At 69.7% G+C, this 25,785-nt stretch carries 21 protein-coding genes; 14 read left to right on the top strand and 7 right to left on the bottom strand.

Annotated features, from left to right (window positions below; genetic code table 11):
• Positions 1-85 precede the first annotated feature (85 nt).
• The gene (locus HPY32_RS13505) at positions 86-3,565 is read left to right on the top strand and encodes a non-ribosomal peptide synthetase (protein ID WP_067580942.1); all 3,480 of its coding nucleotides are present in this window, start codon (positions 86-88) and stop codon (positions 3,563-3,565) included.
• Between the two features lie 15 nt (positions 3,566-3,580).
• Here HPY32_RS13505 and HPY32_RS13500 read toward each other — a convergent pair whose 3' ends face one another.
• Together HPY32_RS13500 and HPY32_RS13495 are read right to left on the bottom strand one after the other, a co-directional pair.
• On the bottom strand, positions 3,581-4,204 hold the full coding sequence (locus HPY32_RS13500; RefSeq protein WP_067585213.1) for a disulfide bond formation protein B: 624 nt from the start codon (positions 4,202-4,204) through the stop codon (positions 3,581-3,583).
• Between the two features lie 5 nt (positions 4,205-4,209).
• Positions 4,210-4,374 (bottom strand): DUF5993 family protein, encoded by a 165-nt coding sequence (locus HPY32_RS13495; protein WP_171982858.1) that lies wholly within the window; start codon positions 4,372-4,374, stop codon positions 4,210-4,212.
• Between the two features lie 158 nt (positions 4,375-4,532).
• Here HPY32_RS13495 and HPY32_RS13490 point away from each other — a divergent pair, with 158 nt between their 5' ends.
• The 4 genes from HPY32_RS13490 to HPY32_RS13475 all read left to right on the top strand — a co-directional run bounded on the left by HPY32_RS13490 (position 4,533) and on the right by HPY32_RS13475 (position 8,002).
• Positions 4,533-5,414: an oxidoreductase gene (locus HPY32_RS13490; protein WP_067580945.1), complete on the top strand. Its 882-nt coding sequence runs from the start codon at positions 4,533-4,535 to the stop codon at positions 5,412-5,414.
• Positions 5,415-5,514: 100 nt separating this feature from the next.
• Positions 5,515-5,991 carry a carboxymuconolactone decarboxylase family protein gene (locus tag HPY32_RS13485; RefSeq protein ID WP_067580947.1) on the top strand — a complete coding sequence of 159 codons (477 nt, stop codon included), beginning with the start codon at positions 5,515-5,517 and terminating at the stop codon, positions 5,989-5,991.
• Positions 5,992-6,169: 178 nt separating this feature from the next.
• On the top strand, positions 6,170-7,291 hold the full coding sequence (locus HPY32_RS13480) for a 3-deoxy-7-phosphoheptulonate synthase (protein ID WP_082870809.1): 1,122 nt from the start codon (positions 6,170-6,172) through the stop codon (positions 7,289-7,291).
• Positions 7,292-7,357: 66 nt separating this feature from the next.
• A complete protein-coding gene (locus HPY32_RS13475) occupies positions 7,358-8,002 on the top strand; it encodes a LysE family translocator (protein WP_067580948.1) in 645 nt (214 codons plus the stop codon).
• 355 nt (positions 8,003-8,357) lie between these two features.
• Here the strand turns inward: HPY32_RS13475 and HPY32_RS13470 are convergent, their stop codons facing one another.
• Complete coding sequence (locus HPY32_RS13470; RefSeq protein WP_067580950.1) at positions 8,358-9,524, bottom strand: pyridoxal phosphate-dependent aminotransferase; 1,167 nt, start codon at positions 9,522-9,524, stop codon at positions 8,358-8,360.
• Positions 9,525-9,569: 45 nt separating this feature from the next.
• The gene (locus tag HPY32_RS13465) at positions 9,570-10,577 is read right to left on the bottom strand and encodes a LacI family DNA-binding transcriptional regulator (RefSeq protein ID WP_067580952.1); all 1,008 of its coding nucleotides are present in this window, start codon (positions 10,575-10,577) and stop codon (positions 9,570-9,572) included.
• Between the two features lie 191 nt (positions 10,578-10,768).
• Between HPY32_RS13465 and HPY32_RS13460 the strand changes: the two genes are divergently transcribed.
• The 4 genes from HPY32_RS13460 (at position 10,769) to HPY32_RS13445 (ending at position 16,032) form a co-directional block, all read left to right on the top strand.
• Positions 10,769-12,184, top strand: a complete 1,416-nt coding sequence (locus tag HPY32_RS13460; RefSeq protein WP_067580954.1) for an L-fucose/L-arabinose isomerase family protein — start codon at positions 10,769-10,771, stop codon at positions 12,182-12,184.
• A gap of 48 nt (positions 12,185-12,232) precedes the next feature.
• Positions 12,233-13,843, top strand: coding sequence for a sugar ABC transporter ATP-binding protein (locus tag HPY32_RS13455; protein ID WP_067580956.1), 1,611 nt, complete (start codon positions 12,233-12,235; stop codon positions 13,841-13,843).
• On the top strand, positions 13,840-14,988 hold the full coding sequence (locus tag HPY32_RS13450; RefSeq protein ID WP_067580958.1) for an ABC transporter permease: 1,149 nt from the start codon (positions 13,840-13,842) through the stop codon (positions 14,986-14,988). The genes HPY32_RS13455 and HPY32_RS13450 overlap by 4 nt, the downstream gene beginning before the upstream one ends.
• A gap of 63 nt (positions 14,989-15,051) precedes the next feature.
• Entirely contained in the window at positions 15,052-16,032 is a 981-nt protein-coding gene (locus HPY32_RS13445; RefSeq protein WP_067580960.1) for a substrate-binding domain-containing protein, read from the top strand.
• A 6-nt stretch (positions 16,033-16,038) separates the two neighbouring features.
• On the opposite strand, the gene sigJ is transcribed toward HPY32_RS13445, so the two are convergent.
• A complete protein-coding gene (gene sigJ / locus HPY32_RS13440) occupies positions 16,039-16,962 on the bottom strand; it encodes an RNA polymerase sigma factor SigJ (protein ID WP_067580962.1) in 924 nt (307 codons plus the stop codon).
• A 137-nt stretch (positions 16,963-17,099) separates the two neighbouring features.
• On the opposite strand from sigJ, the gene HPY32_RS13435 reads away from it, so the two are divergent.
• The 4 genes from HPY32_RS13435 to HPY32_RS13420 all read left to right on the top strand — a co-directional run bounded on the left by HPY32_RS13435 (position 17,100) and on the right by HPY32_RS13420 (position 21,647).
• Positions 17,100-17,663, top strand: a complete 564-nt coding sequence (locus HPY32_RS13435; RefSeq protein ID WP_231951416.1) for a GNAT family N-acetyltransferase — start codon at positions 17,100-17,102, stop codon at positions 17,661-17,663.
• Between the two features lie 130 nt (positions 17,664-17,793).
• Entirely contained in the window at positions 17,794-19,452 is a 1,659-nt protein-coding gene (locus HPY32_RS13430) for a DNA repair helicase XPB (RefSeq protein WP_067580966.1), read from the top strand.
• Between the two features lie 54 nt (positions 19,453-19,506).
• The gene (locus tag HPY32_RS13425; RefSeq protein WP_082870810.1) at positions 19,507-20,175 is read left to right on the top strand and encodes a DUF3239 domain-containing protein; all 669 of its coding nucleotides are present in this window, start codon (positions 19,507-19,509) and stop codon (positions 20,173-20,175) included.
• A gap of 80 nt (positions 20,176-20,255) precedes the next feature.
• Positions 20,256-21,647: a M1 family metallopeptidase gene (locus HPY32_RS13420; protein WP_231951417.1), complete on the top strand. Its 1,392-nt coding sequence runs from the start codon at positions 20,256-20,258 to the stop codon at positions 21,645-21,647.
• Between the two features lie 23 nt (positions 21,648-21,670).
• Here the strand turns inward: HPY32_RS13420 and HPY32_RS13415 are convergent, their stop codons facing one another.
• Positions 21,671-22,567 carry a coiled-coil domain-containing protein gene (locus tag HPY32_RS13415; RefSeq protein WP_067580970.1) on the bottom strand — a complete coding sequence of 299 codons (897 nt, stop codon included), beginning with the start codon at positions 22,565-22,567 and terminating at the stop codon, positions 21,671-21,673.
• A 272-nt stretch (positions 22,568-22,839) separates the two neighbouring features.
• Here HPY32_RS13415 and HPY32_RS13410 point away from each other — a divergent pair, with 272 nt between their 5' ends.
• Complete coding sequence (locus tag HPY32_RS13410) at positions 22,840-23,358, top strand: LppU/SCO3897 family protein (protein WP_067580971.1); 519 nt, start codon at positions 22,840-22,842, stop codon at positions 23,356-23,358.
• An 11-nt stretch (positions 23,359-23,369) separates the two neighbouring features.
• On the opposite strand, the gene HPY32_RS13405 is transcribed toward HPY32_RS13410, so the two are convergent.
• Entirely contained in the window at positions 23,370-25,694 is a 2,325-nt protein-coding gene (locus HPY32_RS13405; RefSeq protein WP_067580973.1) for a helicase-associated domain-containing protein, read from the bottom strand.
• Positions 25,695-25,785: the final 91 nt, after the last annotated feature.

The following is a 25,785-nucleotide window of genomic DNA, read 5'->3' as shown; positions in this document are numbered from 1 at the left end:
CTTAGGGTCGATTTAGATAGGTTAGGCAACCCTATATTAATGCGCTAGGCTGTCGCCGATCGGCCGGAGAAGGAGTGGGAGCGGTATGGAGTCAGCACATCGGCAGGGCGGCGTCGGCCGGGACGAGATCCGCGCCGCGATCGCGCGGCAGCTCGGCATCGATGCCGCGGCGATCGCCGACCACGACGACCTCATTCAGCTCGGCCTGGACTCGATCCGCACCATGAAGCTGGCCGGTGGCTGGCGCAAGCGCGGGATCGATGTGAATTTCGGGCAGCTGGCGGCCGCGCCCACCGTCGACGGGTGGTTCGAACTGCTGGGCGGATCGTCCGGCGAGACGGTCGAATCCGAGCCGGACGCCGCGCCCGTCGATCCGGCCGACGAGCAGCCCTTCCCCCTGGCCGGTATGCAGCACGCGTTTTGGATCGGTCGCTCCGACGGGCAGGAACTCGGCGGTGTGGCCGCCCATCTCTACGTCGAATTCGACGGTGGGGCGGTCGATCCCGAACGCCTGGAGCGCGCGGTCGGCGAGCTGATCGCCCTGCACCCTATGCTGCGCACCCGGGTGCTGCCCGACGGGATGCAGCAGACGCTGCCGCGGCCGGGACGACCGGTGTTCTCGGTCGTCGACCTGCGTTCCCGAGATGCCGAGACGGTGGCGGACACCCTGGAACGCCTGCGCGACACCAAGACTCATCAGCGCCTCGCGCTCGAGGAGGGGCAGGTCATCGATGTCACCCTCACCCTGCTCGACGGAGACCGCAGCCGCCTGCACCTCGATGTCGACATGCTGGCGGGCGACGCCATGAGCTACCGCGTGCTGACCGCCGACCTCGCCGAGCTGTATCACGGCGGCCGACCGCCGCGGCCGCGGTACAGTTTCCGGCGGTATCTCACCGAACGGCGTCCGGATCAGGGTGCGCGCGAACGTGATCGGCAATGGTGGCTGGAGCGCCTGCCGGAACTGCCCGGGGCTCCGGAGCTGCCGACGGTCCCGGTGGGTCGGCGGGCCGAGCCGAATCGCACCGTGCGCTACAACCATTGGCTGGCGCCGGAGGCGAAACGGCGACTGCTCGCGGCGGCGCACCGGCGCGGGGTGACGCCCGCCATGGCGCTGGCCGCGGTGTTCGCCGAGACCATCGGCGGCTGGTCGGCCCGGCCGCGTTTCCTGCTGAATGTGCCGCTGTTCCACCGGGAACCGGTGCATCCCGACATCGACCGCGTCGTCGGCGACTTCACCTCCTCGATCATGCTGGAGGTCGACGTCACCGAGAACACCACCGTCACCGAGCGGGCACGGGCCCTGCAGCGCGACATGCACGAGAGCGGCGCGCACGCGGGCTACCCCGGACTGGACGTGCTGCGCGATCTGAGCCGGTTCCGGGGCGAACCGGTCCTCGCACCGGTCGTCTACACCAGTGCGCTGAATCTCGGAGAACTGTTCGCCGACCGGGTCACCGAGACCTTCGGTGAGCCGGTCTGGATCATCTCGCAGGGTCCGCAGGTGCTGCTCGACGCCCAGGTCACCGAGGTGCGTGGCGGCCTGCTGCTCAACTGGGACGTGCGCCGGGATGCCTTCGGCGACGGCGTGATCGACGCGATGTTCGCCTGCTATTCCGCCGCGGTCGGGCGGCTCGCCGACGAGGTGGGCTGGGAGGCCGAAGCCCCGGTCCGGCTGCCGATCGATCAGGCGGCGGTCCGCGCGCGGGTCAACGCCACCGACGGGCCGGTCAGCGGGCGCTGCCTGCACGAGGGATTCTTCTCCCACGCCGCGGCCGCGCCGGACGATGTGGCGGTGGTCTGGGGGCTCGGCGACGACGAAGGCGCCTGGAGCTACGGCGAACTGGCCCGCCAGGCCCTGGCCGTGGCGGGGGCGCTGCGCGAGTGCGGTGTCGAGCCGGGCGACGCGGTGGCGGTGCAACTGCCCAAGGGTCGCGATCAGATCGTGGCGGTGCTGGGTGTGCTGGCCGCGGGCGCGGCGTATGTGCCGATCGGATTCGATCAGCCGGTGGCGCGGCGAGCCGAGATCCTGCGTACCGCAGGGGTTTCCGCGGCCCTCACGGTCGCGGGCGCGGAGATGGGCGATCCGGGACCGGTCTGCCTGGCGCTGGACGAGGCGCGGGAGCATCGGAATCCGTTGGCGGCGCCGGTTCTTCCGGATCCCGAGCAGATCGCCTATGTCATCTTCACCTCCGGGTCGACCGGTGTGCCGAAGGGTGTGGACGTGCCGCATCGGGGCGCGATGAACACCATCGACGCGGTCAACGACTGGTTCTCCGTCGGCGGATCCGATCGGGTGCTGGCGCTGTCGGCACTGGAATTCGACGCTTCGGTGTACGACATCTTCGGAATGTTCTCGGTGGGCGGGTCGGTGGTCGCGGTGGACGCCCGCCGCCGCGCCGAGGCCGTCACCTGGGTGGAACTGCTACGGCGGCATCGGGTTTCGATCCTCAACTGCGTGCCGAGCATGCTCGACATGATCCTGGAGATCGGCGGCGATCGGTTGGGCGATTCGCTGCGGGCGGTCACGCTGGGCGGCGACTGGGTGGGCGCGGAGCTGGCGCGACGGCTGGCGCGGCAGGTGCCGGGCTGCCGGTTCTCCGGACTCGGCGGGGCCACGGAAACCTCGATCCACAACACGATCTGCGAGGTGGCCGATCCGCCCGAGGACTGGACCGCCATCCCGTTCGGGGTGCCGCTGCGCAATGTGCGGTGCCGGATCGTCTCCCCGGCCGGGCGTGACTGCCCCGACTGGGTACCGGGCGAGCTCTGGGTCGGCGGTGCGAATGTGGCCGCCGGGTATCGCAACGATCCGAAGCGAACCGCGCAGCGATTCGTCGAATACAACGGCCTGCGCTGGTACCGGACCGGTGACATGGCCCGGTACCGGCCGGACGGCATTATCGAATTTCTCGGTCGCGCCGACCATCAGGTGCAGATCCGGGGTTATCGGGTCGAGCTCGGCGAGGTGGAGCAGGCGCTGCGGCGGGCGCCCGGGGTCCGGCATGCGGTGGCGGCGGTACTGGAGGGTAGCGCGCCGAAACTCGTTGCGGCCGTGTCCGGCACCGTGACCTCGGCGGATCTGGTGCTGTCGGTTGCCTCGGAGCTGTTGCCCGCCTACATGATTCCGACTCGGCTCGAAGTCTTGGGCTCGATGCCGTTGACCGCCAACGGAAAACTGGACCGCAGCGCCGTGCTGTCGGTGCTTCGCTCGGGTAATGCCGACGCACAGGACGGTTCGCCGAGCAGCGACCTCGAGTCCGCCCTGGTGGATATGGTGGCGGGGGTGCTGGGCGTCGACCGGGTCGGTATTCACGACGACTTCTTCGCCCTCGGCGGCGATTCCGTCCTCGCCACGGTCGCCGTCGCGCGGGTGCGAGAATGGCTCGACGCGCCGGACACCGTGGTCTCCGATCTCTTCGCGACCCGCACCGTTTCCGGTCTGGCGCAGCGGCTTTCGCGGCGCGAGGCCGACGGCGGGAACGCCGGGCGGCTGGAGACCGTCGCCCGGTTGTATCTGGAGGTCAGTGCCATGAGCGACGAGGAAGTGCTCGCCCAAGCGTGAGAAACGGCGGGATCCTCAGCCGAGAATGTGCAGGTCGTAGAAGAGTTGGTAGCGCTGGGGATCGTCGGGCAGGAACCAGTGGAAGCCCTCCTCGCCGAACACCGACACCAGATTCACGGCGATGACCAGCGCCAGGAATCCGATCGCCAGCATACCGGTCGCGCGGTGCGGACGATCCGGAATCTCCTGCGCCGCGGTCTCTTCGGAGAAGCACAGCACCACGCCCACGGTGGCGATGGCGGCCACGAACAGAATCCACGCCCACACATAGAGGTGCAGCCCCAGCACCGGGCCGCCGTAGCCGGGATCGCCCGGCAGGATGTGCAGCATGGTCTGCCGCCAGGCGGTGAAACCACCGGCGACACAGGCGATGACGGCCAAACCCCAGCCGGTCGCATAGTCGCGCGGCGCGATCGTGCCCGTCATTCCCTTGCGCACGATGTACGCGCCGCCGAGCGCGGCCAGCAGCATGAACATGCGCTGCACCATGCACAGCGGGCACGGGTAGTCCCAGGCCAGGAACTGGTCACCGAGACCGCCGCACACCACGCCGGACCAGCCGACAACGAAAACGACGGCGAGCCAGTACTGCAACCGCCCGAGCCGGGCACGGGTGGCGGAGGCGGTGCGATGACTCATGCCGATCACCACGTCAATCCCAAGCCGAGGTCGCCGGTGATGTGGTGCCACAGCAGCAGCAGCGTCGCAACGAGCACGATCCACCAACCGGCCAGCACCCATCGCCGCGACCGCTGCCGATACAGCAGCGCCACCACCGTGAGCAAACCAGCGAAAATGATCGTGTCCATGGCGCGGACGCTACCGTCGCCCGAGCTGACAATCGGCGAAACGAGCCGAGACACGCCCCTTTCCGACAGGGATCGATCTCGATTGGCAAATAATTGGCAAGTGGTCCGCGAATGCGCGCCGAGAGACGGCCATACGCATCGGCTCTAGACTCGACGCCGTGAGCGGTTGGGACACTTCCGACATCCCGGATCAGAGCGGACGGACGTTCGTCGTCACCGGCGCCAACAGCGGGCTGGGGGCGGCGACCACACGGGCGCTGACCGCGGCCGGGGCGCAGGTGATCATGGCGTGCCGGGACGAGGTCAAGGCGCGCGCGGTCGCGAAGACGATCGGCGAGCGGGCGCAGGTGCGCCGCCTGGACCTGGCGGATCTGTCGTCGGTGCGCGAATTCGCCGAGTCGATCGAGAAGGCCGACGTGCTGATCAACAATGCCGGTGTGATGGCGGTGCCGCTGCGCCGGACCGCCGACGGCTTCGAAATGCAGATCGGCACAAACCATCTCGGCCACTTCGCGCTCACCGGGCTGCTGCTGGACAGGATCGCCGACCGCATCGTCACCGTGTCCAGCGGCGCGCACATCATGGGCAAGATCGACCTCGCCGACCTGAACTGGGAGAGCCGCCGCTACCAGCGCTGGCAGGCGTACGGGCAGGCCAAGCTGGCGAATCTGATGTTCGCCCGGGAACTACAGCGCAGGCTCACCGCGGCCGGTTCGCCGAAGCTCTCGGTCTCCGCCCACCCCGGCTACGCCGCCACCGAACTCCAGTCGCACACCGAATCGCTGCTCGACGCGGTCATGGCGCTGGGCAACCGGCTGCTGGCGCAGAGCGCCGACATGGGCGCGCTGCCAACGCTGTACGCCGCGACGGCCGCGGTGGAACCGGGCGGGTTCTACGGTCCGTCCCGCTGGGGCGGATTCCGCGGATCGCCGACCCGCAGCGGTTCGTCGGCGGTATCCAAGGACGAGGTCACCGCGCGGCGGCTGTGGGAGCTGTCCGAGCAGCTGACGAAGGTGGGCTACGCGTTTCCTCGCCGCTGACGCGGATCGTCTCTCGCCGATGTCACACTCCGCGCCGGGTCGTCGTCGTTCTGATGTACGGCCGCCCCGCGGCACACGGTTTTCGAGTGAGGACAACGTCATGGAACCCCGTTTCAGCCTGTTCGGCAACGACATCGCCGCCAAGTTCGTCAAGCGGATCGGCGCCACCCAGTCGCCGATCGACCAGTCCGGCCTGCCCAAGGCCACCCAGGAACTGGTGAAGATCCGCGCCAGCCAGATCAACGGCTGCGGCTTCTGCACCGACATGCACACCAAGGATGCCGCGGCGGTGGGGGAGACCTCGGTGCGGCTGAACCTGATCGCCGCCTGGCGCGAGGCCACCGTGTTCACCGAGGCCGAGCGGGCCGCGCTCGCCCTCGTCGAGGAGGGCACCCGCATCGCCGACGCCCACCACGGGCCGAGCGAGGCGACCTGGGAGCAGGTGCGCAAACACTACGACGACGACCAGATCGCCGCGCTCATCTCGCTGATCGCGTTGATCAACGCCTACAACCGGCTCAATGTCCTCGCGGGCACGCCCGCCGGGAGCTACGAGCCCGGCATGTTCGCCGAGTGAGGACGAGCCCTGGTACAGTCGCCCTCGTGCAGCGCGTGTATTGGTTTATCGAACCGGCCCCGGGTGGGCCGGTCGGTGAATCGCGCTGACCTTCCTCCACCCCGAGCCGGAACGAACCGGCTCGACGGGCATCGCATAGGTCTCGGTGGGTCGGTCCGAGAAAAGGAACCCCAACCCGATGACTGCCACAGCCGATGAACCCGTCGAGGTGTCACAGATTCTCGCCCGTCACGCCGACGCCGCGGACCTCGACGATCGACGCACCCTGAGCATCAGCCCGCTGCTATCGCCCGCCGACATCCGCCGCGCGCACCCGATCGACGAGCCGCTCGCCGTGACCGTGCGCGCCGGCCGCCGGGCCACGGTCGACGTGCTGAACGGCGCCGACGATCGCCTCATGGTGATCGTCGGTCCCTGCTCGGTGCACGATCCGGACGCCGCCCTGGATTACGCGCGGCGGCTGGCGGCCAAGGCGGACGAGGTGTCCGACCGGCTGCACGTGGTGATGCGGGTGTACTTCGAGAAGCCGCGCACCACGCTGGGCTGGAAGGGCCTGATCAACGACCCGCACCTGGACGGGTCCTTCGACATCAACACCGGTCTGCGGCTGGGGCGGCGGCTGCTGGTCGACATCACCGCGCTCGGCCTGCCGGTCGCGTGCGAATTCCTCGACCCCATCACCCCGCAGTACATCGCGGACCTGGTGTCCTACGGGGCGATCGGGGCGCGCACGGCCGCCAGCCAGGTGCACCGGCAGCTGGCGAGCGCGCTGTCGATGCCGGTCGGCATCAAGAATGGCACCGACGGTGACGTGCAGGTGGCGGTCGACGGGGTGCGCGCCGCCGCCGCGAGTCACGTCTTCCCCGGCACCGATCTCGACGGGCGTTCCGCGCTCATCCGCACCGCGGGAAATCCGGACTGCCACGTGATCCTGCGCGGCGGGAGCAGCGGTCCGAATTACGACGCGGAGTCCGTGGCGCAGGCGTGCGGTCGATTGGACAAGGCGGGGCTGCCGCGGCGCGTGGTGGTCGACGCCAGTCACGGCAACAGCAACAAGGACCACAATCGGCAGGTGGACGTGGTCACCGATATCGCGGGGCGGCTGGCGGCCGGTGATCGCGACCTCGTCGGCGTCATGATGGAGAGCTTCCTCGTCGCGGGGCGGCAGGATCTCACCCTGGGCCGGTCGGCGGAGCTGGCCTACGGGCAGTCGATCACCGACGCCTGCCTCGATTGGGAAACCACTGCGGCGCAACTGGATCGGCTCGCGGCGGCCGTTGCGGAACGCCGCGCGCGCTGAGCCTTACAGGCCAGTCGGTTCGAACTGGCTCGCGACAGCGCTGCGGGCAGCGGCCAGCATGGAGGCATGATCGAGACGAGTGCGGTGCTGGGGGTGGCGCTGGCGGAGCTGGGGCTGGTGCTGACCCCCGGGCCGAACATGATGTATCTGGTGTCCCGCACCGTATCGCAGGGACGGCGCGCCGGAATGGTGTCGCTGACCGGGGTCGCCGTCGGATTCCTGTGTTATCTGGCGGCGGCCACCGCGGGCATCACGGCGATCTTCGCCGTGGTGCCCGGGCTGTATCTGGCCCTGAAGCTGGCCGGGGCGCTGTATCTGGGCTGGCTCGCGTGGAAAGCGCTACGGCCGGGCGGGGTTTCGGCCTTCGCGCCGGTCGACCTGCCCGCCGACTCCACCCGCAAGTTGTTCACCATGGGCCTGGTCACCAACCTGCTGAACCCGAAGATCGCCATCCTGTACATGGCCCTGATCCCGCAGTTCGTCCACCCCGCCCAGGGCCCCGTCTGGGTGCAGAGCCTCGTCCTCGGCGCGGTCCAGGTCGCCATCGCCCTCCTGGTGAACGGCCTGATCGTGCTCGCCGCAGGCGCCATCGCGACCTTCCTCGCCGACCGCCCCCTCTGGCTCCGCGCCCAACGCTGGATCACCGGCACCCTCCTGGGCACCATCGCCGTCCTCCTGGCCACCGACCGCACCCGCCCGCTCCCGGCCTGATCCCTTCCGGCGCGGCCGCTCTCCTTGATTCCTGAGGTGGCCCTTCTGCTTTGTTCCCGGCCCTTTCTCCTTGTTCCCGGCGTGCTTTTGTCTCCTTGTTCCCGGCGTGCTTTTGGCCGGGATCTCCGGTAGTTCCCGGCCAAAAGCACGCCGGGAACATGAAAGTGGGACCGCGCCGGGAAGACAAGGTTGAGACCCCGCCGGGAAGACAAGGTTGGGACCCCGCCGGGAAGACAAGGTTGGGGCCGCGCCGGGAAGACAAGGTTGGGACCGTGCCGGGAAGACAAGGTTGGGGCCGTGCCGGGAAGACCATATGGGCGCATGCCGGGGTTGCGGGAGCGCCCGCGTGCGGGCGTCAGTGGGGGGTGTGGAGGCGGCGGATGGCCTCGTCGAGGGTTTGGTCCTGTTTGCAGAAGGCCCAGCGGACCAAGTGGGTCCAGGAGGGTTTGTCGTCGGCGAAGACGCTGAGGGGGACGGCGGCTACGCCCAGGCGTTCGGGGAGTTCGCGGCAGAAGGTGAGGGCGTCGGAGTTGGTCAGGGGGGAGATGTCGGTGCAGACGAAATAGGTTCCGTCGCTGCGTTTTACGCCGAAACCGGCCTCGGAGAGGGCCTTGGACAGGCGGAGTCGCTTGTCCGAGAGCGAGTCGCGTAGGCCCGCTACCCAATCCAGTTCGTGTTCCAGCGCGTAGGCGACGGCGGGCTGGAACGGGCCGCCGCCGACGAAGGTCAGGAACTGCTTGGCGGCGAGCACGCCGTCGATCAGCGGGGCCGGTCCGCACGCCCAGCCGATCTTCCAGCCGGTGACGCTGAATGTTTTTGCGGCACTGGACACCACGACGGTGCGCTCGAACATGCCCGGCAGCGTCGAGATGCTGATGTGCTCGTGGCCGTCGAAGGTCAGGTGCTCGTACACCTCGTCGGCCAGCACCAGCAGATCGTGCTCGGCGGCGAGGTCGGCGATGGCCCGCAGGTCGGCGCGGCCCAGAACGGTGCCGGTCGGGTTGTGCGGCGAATTCAGCAGCAGCATGCGGGTTTTCGGGGTGATGGCGGCGCGCAGGCTGTCCAGGTCGAGGGCGAATCCGTCGCCGTCGGGGACCAGGCGGGCGGTGCGCCGGGTCGCGCCCGCCAGCGCGACGGCGGCCGCGTACGAGTCGTAGTAGGGCTCGATGAGCACCACCTCCGCACCCGGCTCCACCAGGCCGAGGATGGCCGCCGCCAGCGCCTCGGTCGCGCCGACCGTGACCAATATCTGACGGTCCGGGTCGTACTCCACGCCGTACCGCCGCGCCCGGTCCGCGGCGATGGCCCGCCGCAGCGCGGGCACCCCGCGCCCCGGCGGATACTGGTTGACCCCGTCGGCAATGGCCGTGCGCGCGGTCTCGAGCATGGCCGCCGGTCCATCCGAATCCGGAAACCCCTGCCCGAGATTGACCGCGCCGTGGCGAACGGCGAGCTCGGTCATCTCGGCGAAGATGGTCGAGGCGAACGGGCGGAGTCGGGCAACGGTCGGCGTGTGCGGCATGCTCCAAACGTAGCGTGCCCGCGCCGAGGCTTGCGCGGGCTGTCTTTACGCGAGGGCGGGGCGGTGGGTGCTTTCGCGGATGCGGAGGCGGGCGGGGAGGACTATGCGCTGGGTGGGGAAGTCTTCGCCGTTCACCCGGCGGAGGAGCAGTTCTGTTGCGCGCCTGCCTATGTCGTAGCTGGGCTGTTCCACCAGGGTGATGGGTGGGGCGAAGCCTGCCCAGCTCATTTCGTCGAAGCCTGCCAGCAGGAGGTCGGTGGGGAAGTCGACACCGGCCCGGCGCAGGGTGTCCAGGGCGCCGACCATCATGAGGTTGTTGCCGACGAACAGGCCGTCGGGGCGTTCGGGCAGGTCGAGCAGGGTGCGGGCGGCGGCGCGGCCGCCCTCGACGCGATAGTCGCCGCGGACCTCGAGGGCCGGGTCCGGCTCCAGGTCGGCCTCGCGCAGCGCGGCGCGGTAGCCGGACAGGCGGCTGGTGGCCGTGGAGGCGTCGGCCGGTCCGGTGATCATGGCGATGCGTCGGCACCCGGCGGCGAGCAGATGGTCCACCGCCTCCTTGGCCGCCTTCTGATTGTTGACGGTCACGCTGTCGACCTCCGCCCGGCGCAGCCGCCGGTCGATGGTGACCACCGGGATACCGCGATCGGTGAGCGTCTCGATGCGGCTGGCGCCGGTCGACGACGGCGACAGGATCACCCCCGCCATCCGCTCGGCCGCGGCGACCTCCAGATACCGCAGCTCCTTGTCCAGGCTCTCGTCCGAATTGGCAAGCACCACAGAGTAATCGCGCTCGCTGGCGGCGTCCTCCACGCCGCGGGCCAGCGCGGTGAAGAAGGGGTTCTGGATATCGGCGATGATCAGCCCGAGCACCTTCGTCGCCCGGGTGCGCAGCGAGCGCGCCTGGCTGTTGGGCCGGTACCCGAGCTTGGCGACGGCCGTGCGGACCCGCTCGCGCAGCTCCGGCGCGACCCGGTCATCGGCGTTCAGCACCCGCGACACCGTCGCGGGCGAGACCCCGGCCAGCGCCGCGACATCGCGGATCGTCACCGCCATCCACCACCGCCTTCGGTACCCCGTGAAAACGATTCCCCGACCTCTCGGCCCTGCCAACCCTATCGAATGAAACCACAAGCTCCGGGCCTTGACCGGCCCCGCCGACCGAATCTATCGTAGCGAGAAATCGTTTTCTGAGATCCAAGTCACACTCGGGTGGTCGACACCACCGACGGGGCGAGGAGGAGCCAGTGGCTCGCATCGGATTGCTGCCCATGTCCGACGGACGCGACTTCGTGCATCGCGATGTCGCCGACTTCATCGCCCAGGGGGCCGCCGCGCTCGCGGGCGCCCTGCGCGACGCCGGGCACGAGGTGATCGTCGCCGACATCGTCTCCACCAACCGGATAGCCACCGCCCAGGCCCGATGGCTGGCCGACCAGCGCGTCGACCTCACCGTATTCCATTACGCGGTCTGGGCTTTCCCGCACTTCACCATGCTCGCCGCCGACGCCACCACCGGTCCGCTGCTGCTGTTCGGCGGCCTGGATCCGGTGCAGCCCGGCATGGTCGGCATGCTCGCGGCGGGCGGCGCGCTCGACCAGATCGGCCGCCGGCACACCCGCGCCTGGGGCGATATCGGCGATCCCGCCACCCGGGACCGGGTGCTGGTGCAGGTCCGCGCGGCCGCGGCCACCCAGGCGCTGCGCGGCTCGACCTTCGGCCGCATCGGCGGGCGGCCGATGGGCATGTACACCGCGGTGGCCGATACCGATCAGTGGATGCGCACCTTCGGCATCGATGTCGAGGAGATCGATCAGTGGGAGTTGGTGCGGCGCAGCGAACTCGCGGAACCGGGACGGGTGGCGCAGGCCCGGCTGTGGCTCGAGAAGAACGCCGCCGGAGTGCATTACGACGGCAAGCGCCTCACCCCCGAACTGCTGGAGCGCCAGATTCGGTCGTACTACGCGATGCGGGAGCTCATCGACGAGTGGAACCTGGACTTCTCCGGCATCAAGGGCCAGCCGGAACTGACCAATCACTTCGCCACGATGGACATCGCGGAGGCATTCCTCAACGACCCCTACGACTGGGACGGCCCCAAGCCCACCCACGTGACGGCCACCGAATCCGATATGGACGCCGCGCTGACCATGCAGCTGCTCAAGGGCCTGTCCGGCACCCCGGTGCTGTTCGCCGACGTCCGCCACTACCACGCCGACAAAGACGTGTGGGACCTGTGCAATTCGGGCCAGCACGCCACCTGGTTCGCCGCCCGTTCCGACGACCCGCGCGAGAATCTGGCCAGGACCCACTTCTATCCGGAGGTGTTCTTCTTCCCCGCCGGCGGCGCGTCGGTGCATCATCTGGCCGCCCCCGGCGAATTCACCCTGGCCCGGCTCACCCGCCTGGACGGCCGCTACCGCATGCAGGTGATGCGCGGCGCGTTCGAAACCTACGACGCCGCCACCAACGAGGCCATGATGCGGATGTCGACGTTCGAGTGGCCGCACGCCTTCGCCCGCCTGCGCGTGGACGCCGCCGAATTCCTGAATCGCTTCGGCGCCAACCACATCCACGCCATTCCCGGCGAGCACGTGGCGGAGCTGCGCGCGGTCTGCGACCTGTTGGGCATCGACTACGACGGTTTCGGTGACGCCGCCTGAGCCGGGGCCGGGAAACAGGCGGGGAGAGCACGGCTTACGGGGGATTCGATGACCGCGACACAAACGCACGACGACACGGTGCTGCTCACCATGAGCGGCATCGTCAAGGAGTTCCCGGGCGTGCGGGCGCTGCGCGGCGTCGAGCTGACCCTGCGGCGCGGCGAGGTGCTCGCCCTGCTCGGCGAGAACGGCGCGGGCAAATCCACGCTGATGAACATCCTCGCGGGAGTGTTCCCGCCGGACGGTGGGACCATCGAGATCGACGGCAGCCCAGCGCATCTGCGCTCGCCGAAGGACGCCGCGCGGCACGGGGTGGCGATGATCCACCAGGAGCTGAACCTGGTGCCCGAGCTGTCGATCGCCGACAACCTGTTCCTCGGGCAGGAATTGCGTACCGCGCGCGGCACTCTGGACCGGTCGGCGATGGACGCCCGCACCCGCGAGCTGCTGGCGCGGGTCGGGTTGCCGCTGCCGCCACGGCGATTGGTGCGGCAGTGCCGCCTCGCCGAACAGCAGCTCATCGAGGTCGCCAAGGCGCTCAACCACGATCTGCGGGTGCTGGTGATGGACGAGCCCACCTCGGCCCTCACCGAATCGGAGGCGCAGCGGCTGTTCACGGTCATCCGCACGCTGACCGGGCACGGCGTCGGCGTCGTCTACATCTCGCACCGCATCGAGGAATTGGAGCAGATCGCCGACACCGTCATGGTGCTGCGCGACGGCGCGCACGTGGGACGCCGACCGATGCGATCCACCGATCGCGCCGAACTCATCGGCCTGATGGTCGGCCGCCCGCTGGGCGAGCTGTTTCCCCGTCGCCCCGAACAACATTCGGACGGCCCGGTCCGGCTGCGCGTCGACGACCTGCGCACCGCGCCGGGGCCGGGCAGCGACGCCGTTGCCCTGCAAGGTATTTCGTTCGAGGTGGCGGAGGGTGAGATCGTCGGCTTGGCCGGGCTCATGGGCGCGGGTCGCAGCGAGGTGCTGGAGGCGCTCTACGGCGCGGGGCACGGCGTCACCGGTGATATTCGCCTGTCCGGCAGGGGTTATCGGCCGCACGGCCCGCGCCGCGCCATTGTCCGCGGTTTCGCGCTGGTCGCCGAGGATCGCAAGGCGCAGAGCCTGGTGCTCGGAAATACGGTGCGGTTCAACGCCTCCCTGGCGGCGCTGCGCCGGTATCTGCGGCCGTGGCGGACCATCGACACCCGGCGCGAGCGCGCCGAGGTCGGGGCGCAGCTGGCCGAGCTGCGGGTCAAGGCGGCCTCGCAGGCGACCGCGGTCGGCACCCTGTCCGGCGGCAACCAGCAGAAGGTGGTGCTGGCCAAATGCCTGCTCACCCGGCCCTCGGTGCTGCTGGTGGACGAGCCGACCCGGGGCATCGACGTCGGCGCCAAGGCCGAGGTGCACGCGCTGCTGGACCGGCTGGCCCGCGACGGCGCGGCCGTGCTCGCGGTCTCCTCCGAACTGCCCGAGCTGATCGGCATGTGCGACCGCATCCTGGTGCTGTGCGAGGGCAGGCTGACCGGCGAATTCCACCGCGACCCCGCCCGCGGCGCGCCGTTCGACCAGGAGGCGATCCTGGCCGCGGCCATGGCCCGCCCCGCGGCCACCCGACCGGCCGCGCCGGTCCCGCCCGACGATCGTGAGGAGTCGGCATGACCGACACCATTCCCGCCGCGGACGAGCGCGAGGAGCCGGGCTCGCCGCTGTCTCGACTGCGGTCGCGGCTGATCCGCGCGCTGCCGTATCTCGGTGCGGCACAGGGCTATATCGGCCTGCTGCTGGTGATCGCCGTCGGCATCGTCACCAAGGGCCAGTACTTCTGGAACCAGACCAATCTCACCAATGCCATCTCCGCGTTCGCCTCGCGCGGGATTCTCGCGGTCGGTGTCACGCTGGTGATCCTCACCGCCGGTATCGATCTCTCGGTCGGGTCGGTGCTGGGTATCGGCTCGATGACCGCGGCCATGCTGCTGGTGCACCACGATCTGTCGCCGTGGCTGATCGTGCCCGCCTCGGCGCTGGTCGGCGCGTTCTTCGGGCTGTGCAACGGGCTGGGCACCACGGTGCTGCGCATCCAGTCGTTCGTCATGACGCTGGCGATGCTGTCGGTGGTGCGCGGGCTGGATCGGCAGATCTCCGGCAATGTGGCGGTGGGAACGGCGGTTTCGGATCCCAGCGGGCACCTGACGCCGCGGGCCGAGCAGTTCGCGCTGCTCGGCACCCCCGGATACACGCTGTTCAAGGGCACCTGGCTGCCGCTGTTCGGGACGGGCGGAATCGCCTATCCGGTCCTGGCTTTCGTCGCGGTGTGCGTCGTCGGGCAGCTGGTGCTGGCCAAGACGCGGTTCGGTCGCCACATCTACGCGGTCGGCGGAAATCCCACGGCGGCACGGCTTTCCGGGGTGAACGTGACCTTGGTCGTGGTCGCGGTCTTCACGCTGTCGGGCATGCTGGCCGGTTTCGCCGGGCCCATCGACGCCGCCTACAGCGCCTCGGCGGATCCGCTGGCCGGTACCGGGTACGAGCTGGATGCCATTGCCGCGGCGGTGATCGGCGGGGCCAGCCTGGCCGGGGGCCGGGGCACCATCACCGGGACGTTCGTCGGCGCGTTGATTCTCACGCTGCTCGACAATGTGCTGGGGCTGAACGCGATCAGCACCAATGCGCAGCTGATCATCAAGGGGTTGATCGTCGTGGTCGCGGTGGTGTTGCAGCGGCCGGGGTTCTTCCGCGCGGTGGTGGATCCGGCGGTTCGGTGGTGGCGGCAGAGGTCCCGGCCAAAGGCACGCCGGGACCAATGATCTCTTTGGGGCCGGGACCAATGATTTTTTGAGGCCGGGATCAATGACTTTCAGGAGTGAATCATGTTCAGACGTATGGTTTTTGCGACGGTGGCGCTGTGTGCGGCGGCCGGGCTGACCGGTGCGTGTGCGGCCAATCCGCCGAGTTCCGGGGGGTCGGGCAAGCAGTTCGTCGTCGGCTACTCACAGTCCAACAATGCCGAACCCTATCGGGCGCAACTGAATCTGCAGTTGCAGTACTTCGTCAGGCAGCATCCGGATCTGCGGCTGCTGCCGATCACCGACGCGCATCAGGACAGCGCGACCCAGGTGAGTCAGGTGCAGAACTTCGTGCAGCAGAAGGTCGATGCGCTGATCGTGTCGCCCAACGAGCCCGCCCCGCTCACCGCGGCCGTGCAGCAGGCGTGCGCCGCGCACATCCCGGTCGTCATTCTCGACCGCAGCGTGAACACCGACTGCTACAGCGCGTTCATCGGCGGCGACAACTACGCCATCGGCAAGCTGGCGGGACAGGCCGCGGTGCAGGCACTACCCAAGGGCGGCAACGCGGTCGAGCTGCGCGGCATCCTGTCCGATCAGCCGCAGGTCGACCGCGACAAGGGCTTCCGCGATGCCGTCGCCGGGCACGACATCACCATTATCGACCAGCAGGAAGCCAAGTGGCTCAAGGCCGATGCCACCACGATCATGCAGCAGTGGCTGTCCAAGGGCGACAAGATCGACCTGGTCTACGCGCAGAACGACGATATGGCGCTGGGCGCGCAGCTGGCCGTCGCCGGGGCGGGCCGGGCCGGGCAGATCCCGATCATCGGCATCGACGGCCTCGCCATCCCGACCGGCGGCCTGCGGGCGGTGCAGAACGGCCAGCTGCTGACCACCTTCGTCTACCCGACCTGCGCCGAACAGGCCGTCGACACGGTGGAGAAACTGGTGCACCACGAGCCCGTCGACAAGAAGCAGACCCTGCAGACCACCCGGGTCACCAAGGACAATGCGGCCCAGCTCTATCAGGAATACGACATGTCCGGGAAGGTCGGCGGCTGAGCCGAATCACCGCCCCACCCGAACCCCCGCCAGCTTCGTCGGGTTCGACAGATCGTAAGCGCCGCCGACGCGTCCGTCGCGGACGGTGAAACCGATGACGCGGGTGGGCGAGCCCGGCACGTCGCCCCGCGGGGCCCGCTCGGCCAGCAGCAGCCCCAATTGGCCGTTGACGTTGACGAATTCGAACTCGACGGAATTGCGCTCCGACAGGTCCAGGTCGAACCGGGTGAGCAGCGACAGCGCCAGGCGCGCGAACTTCTCCGCTCCCACAACGGCTTTGAGCGCGGTGCGGGTGGTGCCGCCGGCGTCGGCGACGAATTCCGCGTCCGGGTGCAGGGCCGCCACCACCGCCGCGATATCGCCGCTGGCCAGCGCCGTCAGCAGCCGCTGCACCGCGGCGACGTGCGTGGTGTCCGCGACCGGTTCCGGCGTGTGCGCCACGGCCTTCCGGGCGCGGGTCGCCAGCTGCCGCGCCGCGTCGGTGGAGACGTCGAGGATGTCCGCGATCTCGTCGAACGGCACGCCGAACCCGTCGTGCAGCACGAACGACACGCGCTGCGGGGGCGTGAGGGTGTCGAGCACGATGAGCGCGGCGAGCCGGAACTCCTGTTTGCGCACCACGGTTTCCAGCGGATCGGGCGTGCTCGACGGGGTCGGCGCGGTCACCACCGGTTCCGGAAGCCACTGCCCCACATAGTGTTCGCGCCGGGACGCGGCACTGCGCATGCGGTCCAGGCAGATCCGGCTCACCACGGTGGTGAGCCAGGCGCGGAGGTCTTCGATTTCGTACTGCCGCGCGGTGGCCAGCCGTAGCCAGCTCTCCTGCACCGCGTCCTCGGCATCGGTGACGCTGCCCGTCAGCCGATAGGCCACCGAGAGCAGGTGCGCCCGATGGGATTCGAACAGATCGGCGAGCAGAGCGGCAACCATATGCGGTGATTCTACGGTTGTCCACGAACGGTCCCGACCAGCGGTCCCGTCGCCGGGCACACGGCCCGGGCAACACTACGGAAAACGGCTGGGGCCCACGGACATGATCGTGACAGCATGGCGGGGTGGAAGATTGCGTGCTGACCGATGGAAAGGTGTGGTTGTCGCGGCCTACCGAGGCGGACATCGACTCGATCGTGGCGGCATGCCAGGAACCGTCCATCGGCGCGTGGACCACGGTGCCGGTGCCCTACGGCCGCGCCGACGCCGAGTACTTCCTGACCGAGATCGTCGACCCCGGCTGGGCCGGGGACAGTCCCACCTGGGCCCTGCGCCCGGCGGAGGACGGCCCGGTCCGGGGCATGATCGGCTTCGGCCCGGGGCGCGCGGACCCGACCGCCGCCGAGATCGGCTTCTGGCTCAGCCCCGCCCTGCGCGGCCGCGGCGCCATGACCCGCGCCCTGCTGCTGGCCTGCGCCTACGCCTTCCACCCCGAAGGCCCCGCCCTGCAACGCATCGAATGGCGCGCCTTCGTCGGCAACCACGCCTCCGCCGCGGTGGCCCGCCGCGCCGGTTTCCATTACGAGGGCACCCTCCGCCTCGGCGCGCTCCATCAGGGCATCCGCCGCGACTCCTGGATAGCCGCCCGGCTGGCCACCGACCCGCCGACACCGGCGGGGGACTGGCCGCCGGGAATTTGAGGCGTCACTCACGGTGTGTCCGATGCCACATGCCCCTGAGCTGCGCTCACGGTGAACGGGTGGGTCGGGCGGGTGGGGTTGTCGGTGGGGTCGGGAACAATGGACAGCGGCCCGTGAACCAGGAGGTGCCGTGACCGACGGACCACTCATCGTTCAGAGTGACAAGACGCTGCTGCTCGAGGTCGATCATGAGCGGGCGGATGTGGCTCGGCAGGCCATCGCCCCGTTCGCCGAGCTCGAGCGGGCGCCCGAACATGTGCACACCTATCGGGTGACGCCGCTGGCGCTGTGGAATGCGCGGGCCGCGGGGCACGATGCCGAGCAGGTGGTGGACGCGCTGGTCAACCACTCGCGCTACGCCGTGCCGCAGCCGCTGCTGGTCGACATCGTCGACACCATGGGCCGGTACGGGCGGTTGCAGCTGGTCAAGCATCCCGCGCACGGGCTGGTGCTGGTCAGCCTCGACCGCGCGGTGCTGGAAGAGGTGTTGCGGCACAAGAAGATCGCGCCCATGCTGGGCGCGCGCATCGACGACGACACGGTGGTCGTGCACCCGTCCGAGCGCGGCCGGATCAAGCAGATGCTGCTCAAGATCGGCTGGCCGGCCGAGGATCTGGCCGGTTACGTCGACGGCGAGGCGCACCGCATCGACCTGGACTTCGCGACCCACGAATGGCACCTGCGCGACTATCAGGAGCTGGCCGCCGACTCGTTCTGGGCGGGCGGCTCCGGCGTGGTGGTGCTGCCGTGCGGCGCGGGCAAGACCATGGTCGGCGCGGCCGCCATGGCGAAGGCGCAGGCCACCACGCTCATCCTGGTCACCAACACCGTCGCCGGGCGGCAGTGGCGGCGCGAGCTGCTGGCCCGCACCTCGCTCACCGAGGACGAGATCGGCGAATACTCCGGCGAGCGCAAGGAGGTCCGCCCGGTCACCATCGCCACGTACCAGGTCATCACGCGAAAGACCAAGGGCGAGTACAAACATCTCGAGCTGTTCGACAGCCGCGACTGGGGCCTGGTCATCTACGACGAGGTGCACCTGCTGCCCGCCCCCGTCTTCCGGATGACCGCCGACCTGCAGTCCCGCCGCCGCCTGGGCCTCACCGCGACCCTGGTGCGCGAGGACGGCCGCGAGGGCGACGTGTTCTCGCTGATCGGCCCCAAGCGCTACGACGCGCCCTGGAAAGATATCGAGGCGCAGGGCTGGATCGCGCCCGCCGACTGCGTCGAGGTGCGGGTCACGCTCACCGACGCCGAGCGGATGGCCTACGCCACCGCCGAACCCGACGAGCGCTACAAGCTGTGCTCCACCGCCCGCACCAAACTGCCCGTGGTGGAGTCGATCCTGGCCCGGCACCCGGACTCGCCGAGCCTGGTGATCGGCGCCTATCTGGACCAGCTCGACGAGCTGGGCGAACACCTGAACGCCCCGGTCATCCAGGGCTCGACCCGGACCAGGGAGCGCGAGGCGCTGTTCGACGCGTTCCGCAACGGCGAGATCCCGGTGCTGGTGGTCAGCAAGGTCGCCAACTTCTCCATCGACCTGCCGGAAGCGTCCGTGGCGGTGCAGGTTTCGGGCACCTTCGGCTCCCGCCAGGAGGAGGCACAGCGCCTGGGGCGGCTGCTGCGCCCCAAACACGATGGGGGCCAGGCTCATTTCTATTCCGTGGTGGCCCGCGACACGCTGGACGCCGAATACGCCGCGCACCGGCAGCGTTTCCTGGCAGAGCAGGGGTATGCCTATCGCATCACCGATGCCGACGACCTCCTGGGTCCGGCGATAGGTTGAGCGGAGGACAGCAACCGGAGGCACTTCCTCCACAAGCGTGTTAGGAATGAAGACGTGCGACGCTTCGAATTCGCGGTGGATCGCGGGCATGCCCGCGCGGTGAACGAAGTCGTCGCCGACATCCGGCGGTTACGGGTCGCCGCGCTGGCCGCCGCGATCGTGCTCGGCCTCGGCACCGCCGGACTGATCTGGCTGAATCATCCGTACTCGTTCCTGCTGGCCGTGGCCTTCGCGCTGGGCACGATCACCGCGCTGTTCGTGGCGCTGTGGACGCCGTACCGCTCGCGCATCGAGAAGCTCTACGCCGAGGGGGAACTGGTGCCCGCGGTGGTGTCGGACCGCCACCAGCGCGGGGTCACGCTGCTGGCGCTGGTGAACCTCGCCAAGGCCGACGACGCCGAGCCCCGCTACGCCCTGATCACCCGGGTCGTGCGGGCGCTGCCGGGGCATCGGATGCGGCCGGGTGAACAGGTGCCCGCGGTGACCGTGCGCGCCGATCGCGCCCCGCGCTCGGTCGGCGACCTCCGCCAGTCGGTCAGCGCCATGCCCGTCGCGTGGGGCACCGGCGATCGCGGCGTGATCGAGCGGGCCCGCGCGAGCATCAGCGACGTGGAATGGAAACTGCTCGCCGACAATATCGCCCTGGCCGCCAAGGTCCGCACCGCCGACGCCAAACGCCTGTTGTTGGATCCGCAGCAACTGCCGGAGGAACTGCGCGGTTAGCATCTAATCCGGTTCGTGATCAATTCTCCGGTGGTGGCTCCTGCCGAAAGGGCGGCTGGCGTATGCGGTTGTCGAGCTGGATGTGTTGTCTTGCAGCGGGTGTGCTGCTGGTGGGCGGTGGCGTGCTGCCCGCGGGGGCGCAACCGCCCGCGGATCCGTTCGTCGGGGCGCCGGGGCTCGGTGATCCGTACTATCCCGACGACGGCAATGGCGGTTACCGCGTCGACCACTATGCCGTCGCCATCGACTACGACCCGCCGAGCCACCGGTTCACCGGGCGGGCGCGGCTGAATGCGGTTGCGACGCAGGCGCTGCGGGCATTCGATCTGGACTTCGACGGGCCACCGGTGCAGCGGGTTTCGGTGAACGATCTGCCCGCCGGGTACGACCGCAACGGCGACCACAAGCTGACCGTCAGCCCGGCCCTGCCGGTGCTGCCGGGCCTGCCGTTCACCGTCACCGTCGAGTACGGCGGCGTGCAGACCGAAGGGGGCGGCTGGCGGTTCTCGCCCAGCGGCGGCGCTTTCGTCGCGGACGAACCGCATTCGGCCGCATCCTGGTACCCGGTCAACGACACGCCCTTGGACAAGGCGACTTTCGATCTCACCGTCACGATTCCGCAGCAGTGGCAGGCGGTGTCGAACGGGCTGCGGGTGCGGGACGTGGTGGACGGACCGACGCGCACGGTGGAGTGGGCCACCCGGCACCCGGTGGTCGGCTACCTGACCACGGTGGCCATCGATCACTTCGACTTTCTGGACCAGCGGCGCGCCGACGGGACCCCGCTGATCAGTGCCTTCGCGCCCGCGGCCGAGCGCGCCCGCCCGTTGGAACAGCGTCTGCCGGAGGTGCTGGACTTCATCGAATCCCTCTACGGCCCTTATCCTTTCGAGTCCGGTGGCGGGATCTTCGTGGACACCGACATCAATTTCTCGCTGGAGACCCAGACCCGGCCCGTCTACGCGCCGTGGACCGATCTGGACACGATCGTGCACGAGAACACCCATCAGTGGTGGGGCGACTCCATGTCGGTGCGGCAGTGGTCGGACGTCTGCCTGAACGAATGCTTCGCCAGCTACACGGCCGACTACCTGTGGCCGGAGCGCAAGGAGGGCAAGGACGTCGACGCTCTTTATCGGCGGACGATCACCGATCATCGCAACGACGCGAGGTTCTGGGACATCCCGCTGCAGAACCCCGGCGCCAACCGCGAGTTCACCTCGGTCTACTACCGCGGCCCGCTGTTCCTGCACGCCCTGCGCCGCACCCTCGGCGACGAGGTGTTCTTCCCGGCAATGGCGCAGTTCGTCCAGTCGCACGCCTACGGGAACGCGTCCATGCCGGAGTTCCGGCGCTTCGTGCAATCGAAGACGGGAACGGACCTGTCCGGCTTCTTCGCGGCCTGGCTCGACACGACGACGCCACCACCGGACGAGTACCTGTACCCGGGCACATTGCGAGCCTATTCCTGATTCCGGCACGCTTTTGGCCGGAATCAAGTGTGCGCTGGGTCGTCCTGAATACGTGCCTGCGCCTTGTCCACCCACCGCTGCGCGCGATCCAGTTGCCGCTCGGCCTTGTGCAGCGCCTCCCGCGCCGACCGCTCCGCCGAGGCGGCGAAACGACGCTGGTCTTCGATCCGGGCCAGCTCGGCGCGCAAGCTATCGATGCGCTTGCTCAGATCTTCCCGTTCGGCCGCGCTCCGGCTCACCTCGTCCTGCGCGGAATCCCGTGCGGAACGGGCCGATTCGAGCGTCACGAGAGCTTCTTCGAGCTCCCGTAGAGCAGCCTCGGCCCTCCGCCCGTCGGCCTCGGCCTTCCGCTCGCTGGCATCGGCTTTCCTTTGGACAGTTCCAGTTTCGGGCCGAGCGGTGCGATCGGTCTCCGAAACCTCCGGCACGGCAGTCAAACTCGCCCCCGTCGTCCCGAAACCCTCGTAGTTCACGGCGGTGGTGACCACCCCGTCGCGCACCCGCTCCCCGACCTCCGGGTCCGCCAGCGCCGCGTGCAGCGTCTGCCCCACCTCGCGCAGCACGCCCTCGGAGAGCGCGCGCCCGTGCTCGGTGGCGAGCCCACCGGCCCTGCGCGCCAACGCATTCACCACCTGCTGCCGCTGCGCGGTGAGGGTGCGCAGCCGGTCGCCGGACAGCGTGCGCTGGGCGTCCCGCAGGGCCGCGCCCAGGTCCAGCAGCCCGCTCACCTCGTCGGGGGCCTGGCGGGCCAGCAGATTCACCGCCCAGGCCGCCACCGTGGGGCGGCGCAGCCTCCCGATCGCGGTGGCCAGCCGTTTGTCACCCGCGGCGCGGGCCCGCTCGACCCGCGCGGTCCGCGCCGCCGTGAACTCTCCGGGATCGAGCCCGTAGAGCTCCCGCGCGATGTCCTCGAGCGCCATGGGACATCAGCGTAACGATTGATCGGACGAACCCGACAGAGATCACGATGCGCGCCGGGTCGGTGCGCAGGTCACCGGAAGGGGTAACGATTGTGAACTACTTCAGCTTGCAGCTACTCAACGGCCTGGTGCCGAACATCATCGGTCACTCCCTCCTCGGTCTGTGGGGCCTGCGCCTCATGCACTTCTGAGGCTGTCGCCGCGCCCGTGCAGCGGGTATCCTCACCGCGTTCACGACACCGTGAACGGTTGGGTGAGAAAGGTTTTCGTACGTGAAATTCGCAGGAACGAGGCTGATCACTCGCCTCGTGCTGGCGCTGGTGGCGATGGCGGTGGCCGCGCTCGCGGTCACCGGCTGCTCGAGCTCCGGCAAGTCCGATACGGCCGGCGCCAAGGTCGGCGACTGTATCAATGTCACCGAGAGCTCCGCGACCGCCGCCAAGACCAAGCCCGTCGACTGCTCGTCGGACCAGGCCGTCTACAAGGTGATGTCGACCTCCGGCCAGAAGAAGGACTGCGGCACCGAATACTCCTCCTACGAGGAGAAGAACGCGGGCGGCAGCACCACCGCATTCCTGTGCCTGGCCCCGAATCTCAAGCAGGGCAGCTGCTACCACCAGGACAAGGACACCGGCTTCTCGCTCGCCGACTGCACCGCCACCGACGCCACGGTCAAGGTGGTCAAGCGGGTCGACGGCAAGAGCGACGAATTCCTGTGCGACTCCGGTTCCACGTTCCTCACCGTCTCCGACCCCAAGACGACCTTCTGCCTGGCCAATCCCAAGGCTTGACGGCACTGCCTCTACTGATCGACCAGGGCCACCGACGCGATCCGGTGCAGCGTGAAGTGCCGGACCGCGCCGGTGACCGGGTCCAGGGCATCCAACTGGCCGCCCGCCACCTTCAGCGGCTCGACAATGCGCTGGGTCGCGATGCCCTGCGCGTCCACGTACCCGATGTGCACCGGCCGCCGCACCCGCGCCGCGAGCTGCAGCAGCGCCATCGCGGCCGCCGTGCTGGATCGGCTGCCGTCGGAGCGCACCGACTGACCCGCTCGGGTGTGCGCCGCCTTCTCTCCGGCCCGCAACTCCGCCACCAGCAGTTGCAGCTGTTCGACGCTGGGCGGGGTGGGCCGCCAGGACTGCCGGGCATTGGCGCGGGCCGGAATCCGCACGCCGCGCGGGCGCAGATCCACGATCGTGCCCGACGAATCCTCGCCCGCCGGACTGAATCCCGCGCCGCGCAGCAGCTCCAGCACCTCGCCCAGCGGGGCCTGCGAGATGGCCACGGTCGGGGCGATCGCCCGCAGCGCCAGCCGCTCAGCCACCGGCGCGGCCAGCACCTCCGCCAGCAGCGCCGGATCCTCGCTGCGCACGAACGACTGGGCCATCCCGGCGCGCAGCCGCCCGTGCCGCCGGGCCACGTCATCGATCAGGTAGGTCAGCGACTGCGGCACCGGTGTGCGCGAGTGCGCGGTGAACAACTGATGCAACTCGGCCGCGGTCATCCCGGCGTCCAGGGCGCGGCGCACCGAGGTCTCGGAGATCCGGTACACCGTTGCCGCGCCCGCGGATTCGACGTCGGCGACCAGCGCCACCCGCCGCTGTAGGTCGGCGACCAGCGGTCCGGGCGCGATCACCGTCAGATCCGCCTGCACCAGAACGTGATCCACCGGCTCGGGCAGGGCCGTGTCCATCTGGGCCTCGGCATCGGACTGGCTGCCGTGCAGCAGGGCCCGCCCGGCCGAGGTGAGCGCGCCGCGGCCGACCAGCCCGAGCGCGGTCGCCTCGGCGAGCGTGCGCTCCACCGCGTCGGTCCGAAAGTGCCTGCGCCAGCGCGGTTGTCGCCAGGCCAGCACGCGGGCGATGTCCTGCGGGGTGAGCCCGGACCCGGCCGGGTGCTCGGCCAGCAGCGCGAGGACGGCGCGCCGGTCGCGGGTGGCGTGCAGATTGCGCAATTCCAGCGAGAGCGCGGCCAGCGGCTTGTCGTTGGCGTCGCGCAGGCCGATCATCCACGGGAACCGGTCCAGCTCCAGCCAGGCGTGCGCGAGCACCACCCAGCGCCGTGCGGCGGGGCCCTCCAGCCAGCCGTCCATGGCTCCGGTCGGCGCCCAGAAGTCCTCGACGCCGTCGGTCCGCGGCTCCGGTTCCGGAATTCCCTTGTCCAGCAGGTGCGCCGCGGCCAGCACCTCCACCAGCAGGCCCATCCGGTTCTCGTCGATGCCGGTCTCCTTGGCGATCCGGCGCAACTCCCGCACCCCCAGCCCGCCCGCGCGCAGGGCGGGTGCGGGCGTCTGCGCGAGGGCCTCGAGCACCTGGGCGCCGTGCCGCAGCAGCTCACCCGCCTCGCCCGCGGCCGCGGCGTTCACATCGGCGGCGGCGTGTGTGCTCGGTTCCGGGTCGGGCGGCACGAGCACGTGCGGGTCGGTGATGGGTTCGCGGCGCAGCACCTGGCCGACCGCCGGTGGGAGCTCGACGGTTTCGTCGTCGACCCAGTTCAGCAGCCGATGCGACAGCAGGCGCTGGATCGGGCGATCGGGGGAGGTGCCGGGTGCGGCGTCGCGGGTGCGGCCGCGCGGGCCGGTGCTCGCCAGCTTGTCGAGCAGCGCGCGCTCGGCCGGGCCGATCTCACCCAGGGCGGCATTGATCTCGGATTCGGTCAGCGCGTCCGGGATGTCGGTGGTGCTGCCCAGCGGCCACGGCAGCGCCTCCTTGGCGGCGGCCGCCAGGTACAGCTCGTCGGTACCCCAGACCAGGGCGCGGGCGATCAGGCGCTCGACGGCGGCATCGATCGCGGCCGCCGGGACCCGGTCGCCGAGCAGTTCGTGCAGCCGCGGCCGGGGGAGCGGCGCGGCGCGGCGGCCCGGGAAGGCGGCGCCCTGCACGGCCAGCGTCTCGATCACCGCGAAATCGAGGGTGTTCAACTCGTCGGTGGTGCGCAGCACCGAGGCGCGCTGTTCGGCGCGGGCCGCGAGGACCGCCATCGAGGCCGGCAGCGGCACGGCCAGATCGGGCCGCAGCTCCAGCAGTGCCACCAGATCCGCGTCGGTGCGCGCCGACAGCCACTCGGCCAGGGTCACGGGAGTATCGGAACCCGGTGTGGCGGCGGGCTCATCGGTGGCGGTCATCCGATCCAGCCTAAAGGCCGCGGATCGGACCCGCGCGGGGCAGCGTGGATCCGGCCACAATCCCGCGCCGGACATGGCGAATTATGGCCGT

The sequence above is a fragment of the Nocardia terpenica genome (genome assembly GCF_013186535.1).
GTDB classification, from domain to species: domain Bacteria; phylum Actinomycetota; class Actinomycetes; order Mycobacteriales; family Mycobacteriaceae; genus Nocardia; species Nocardia terpenica.
This window is presented reverse-complemented; position numbering and strand designations above follow the sequence as displayed.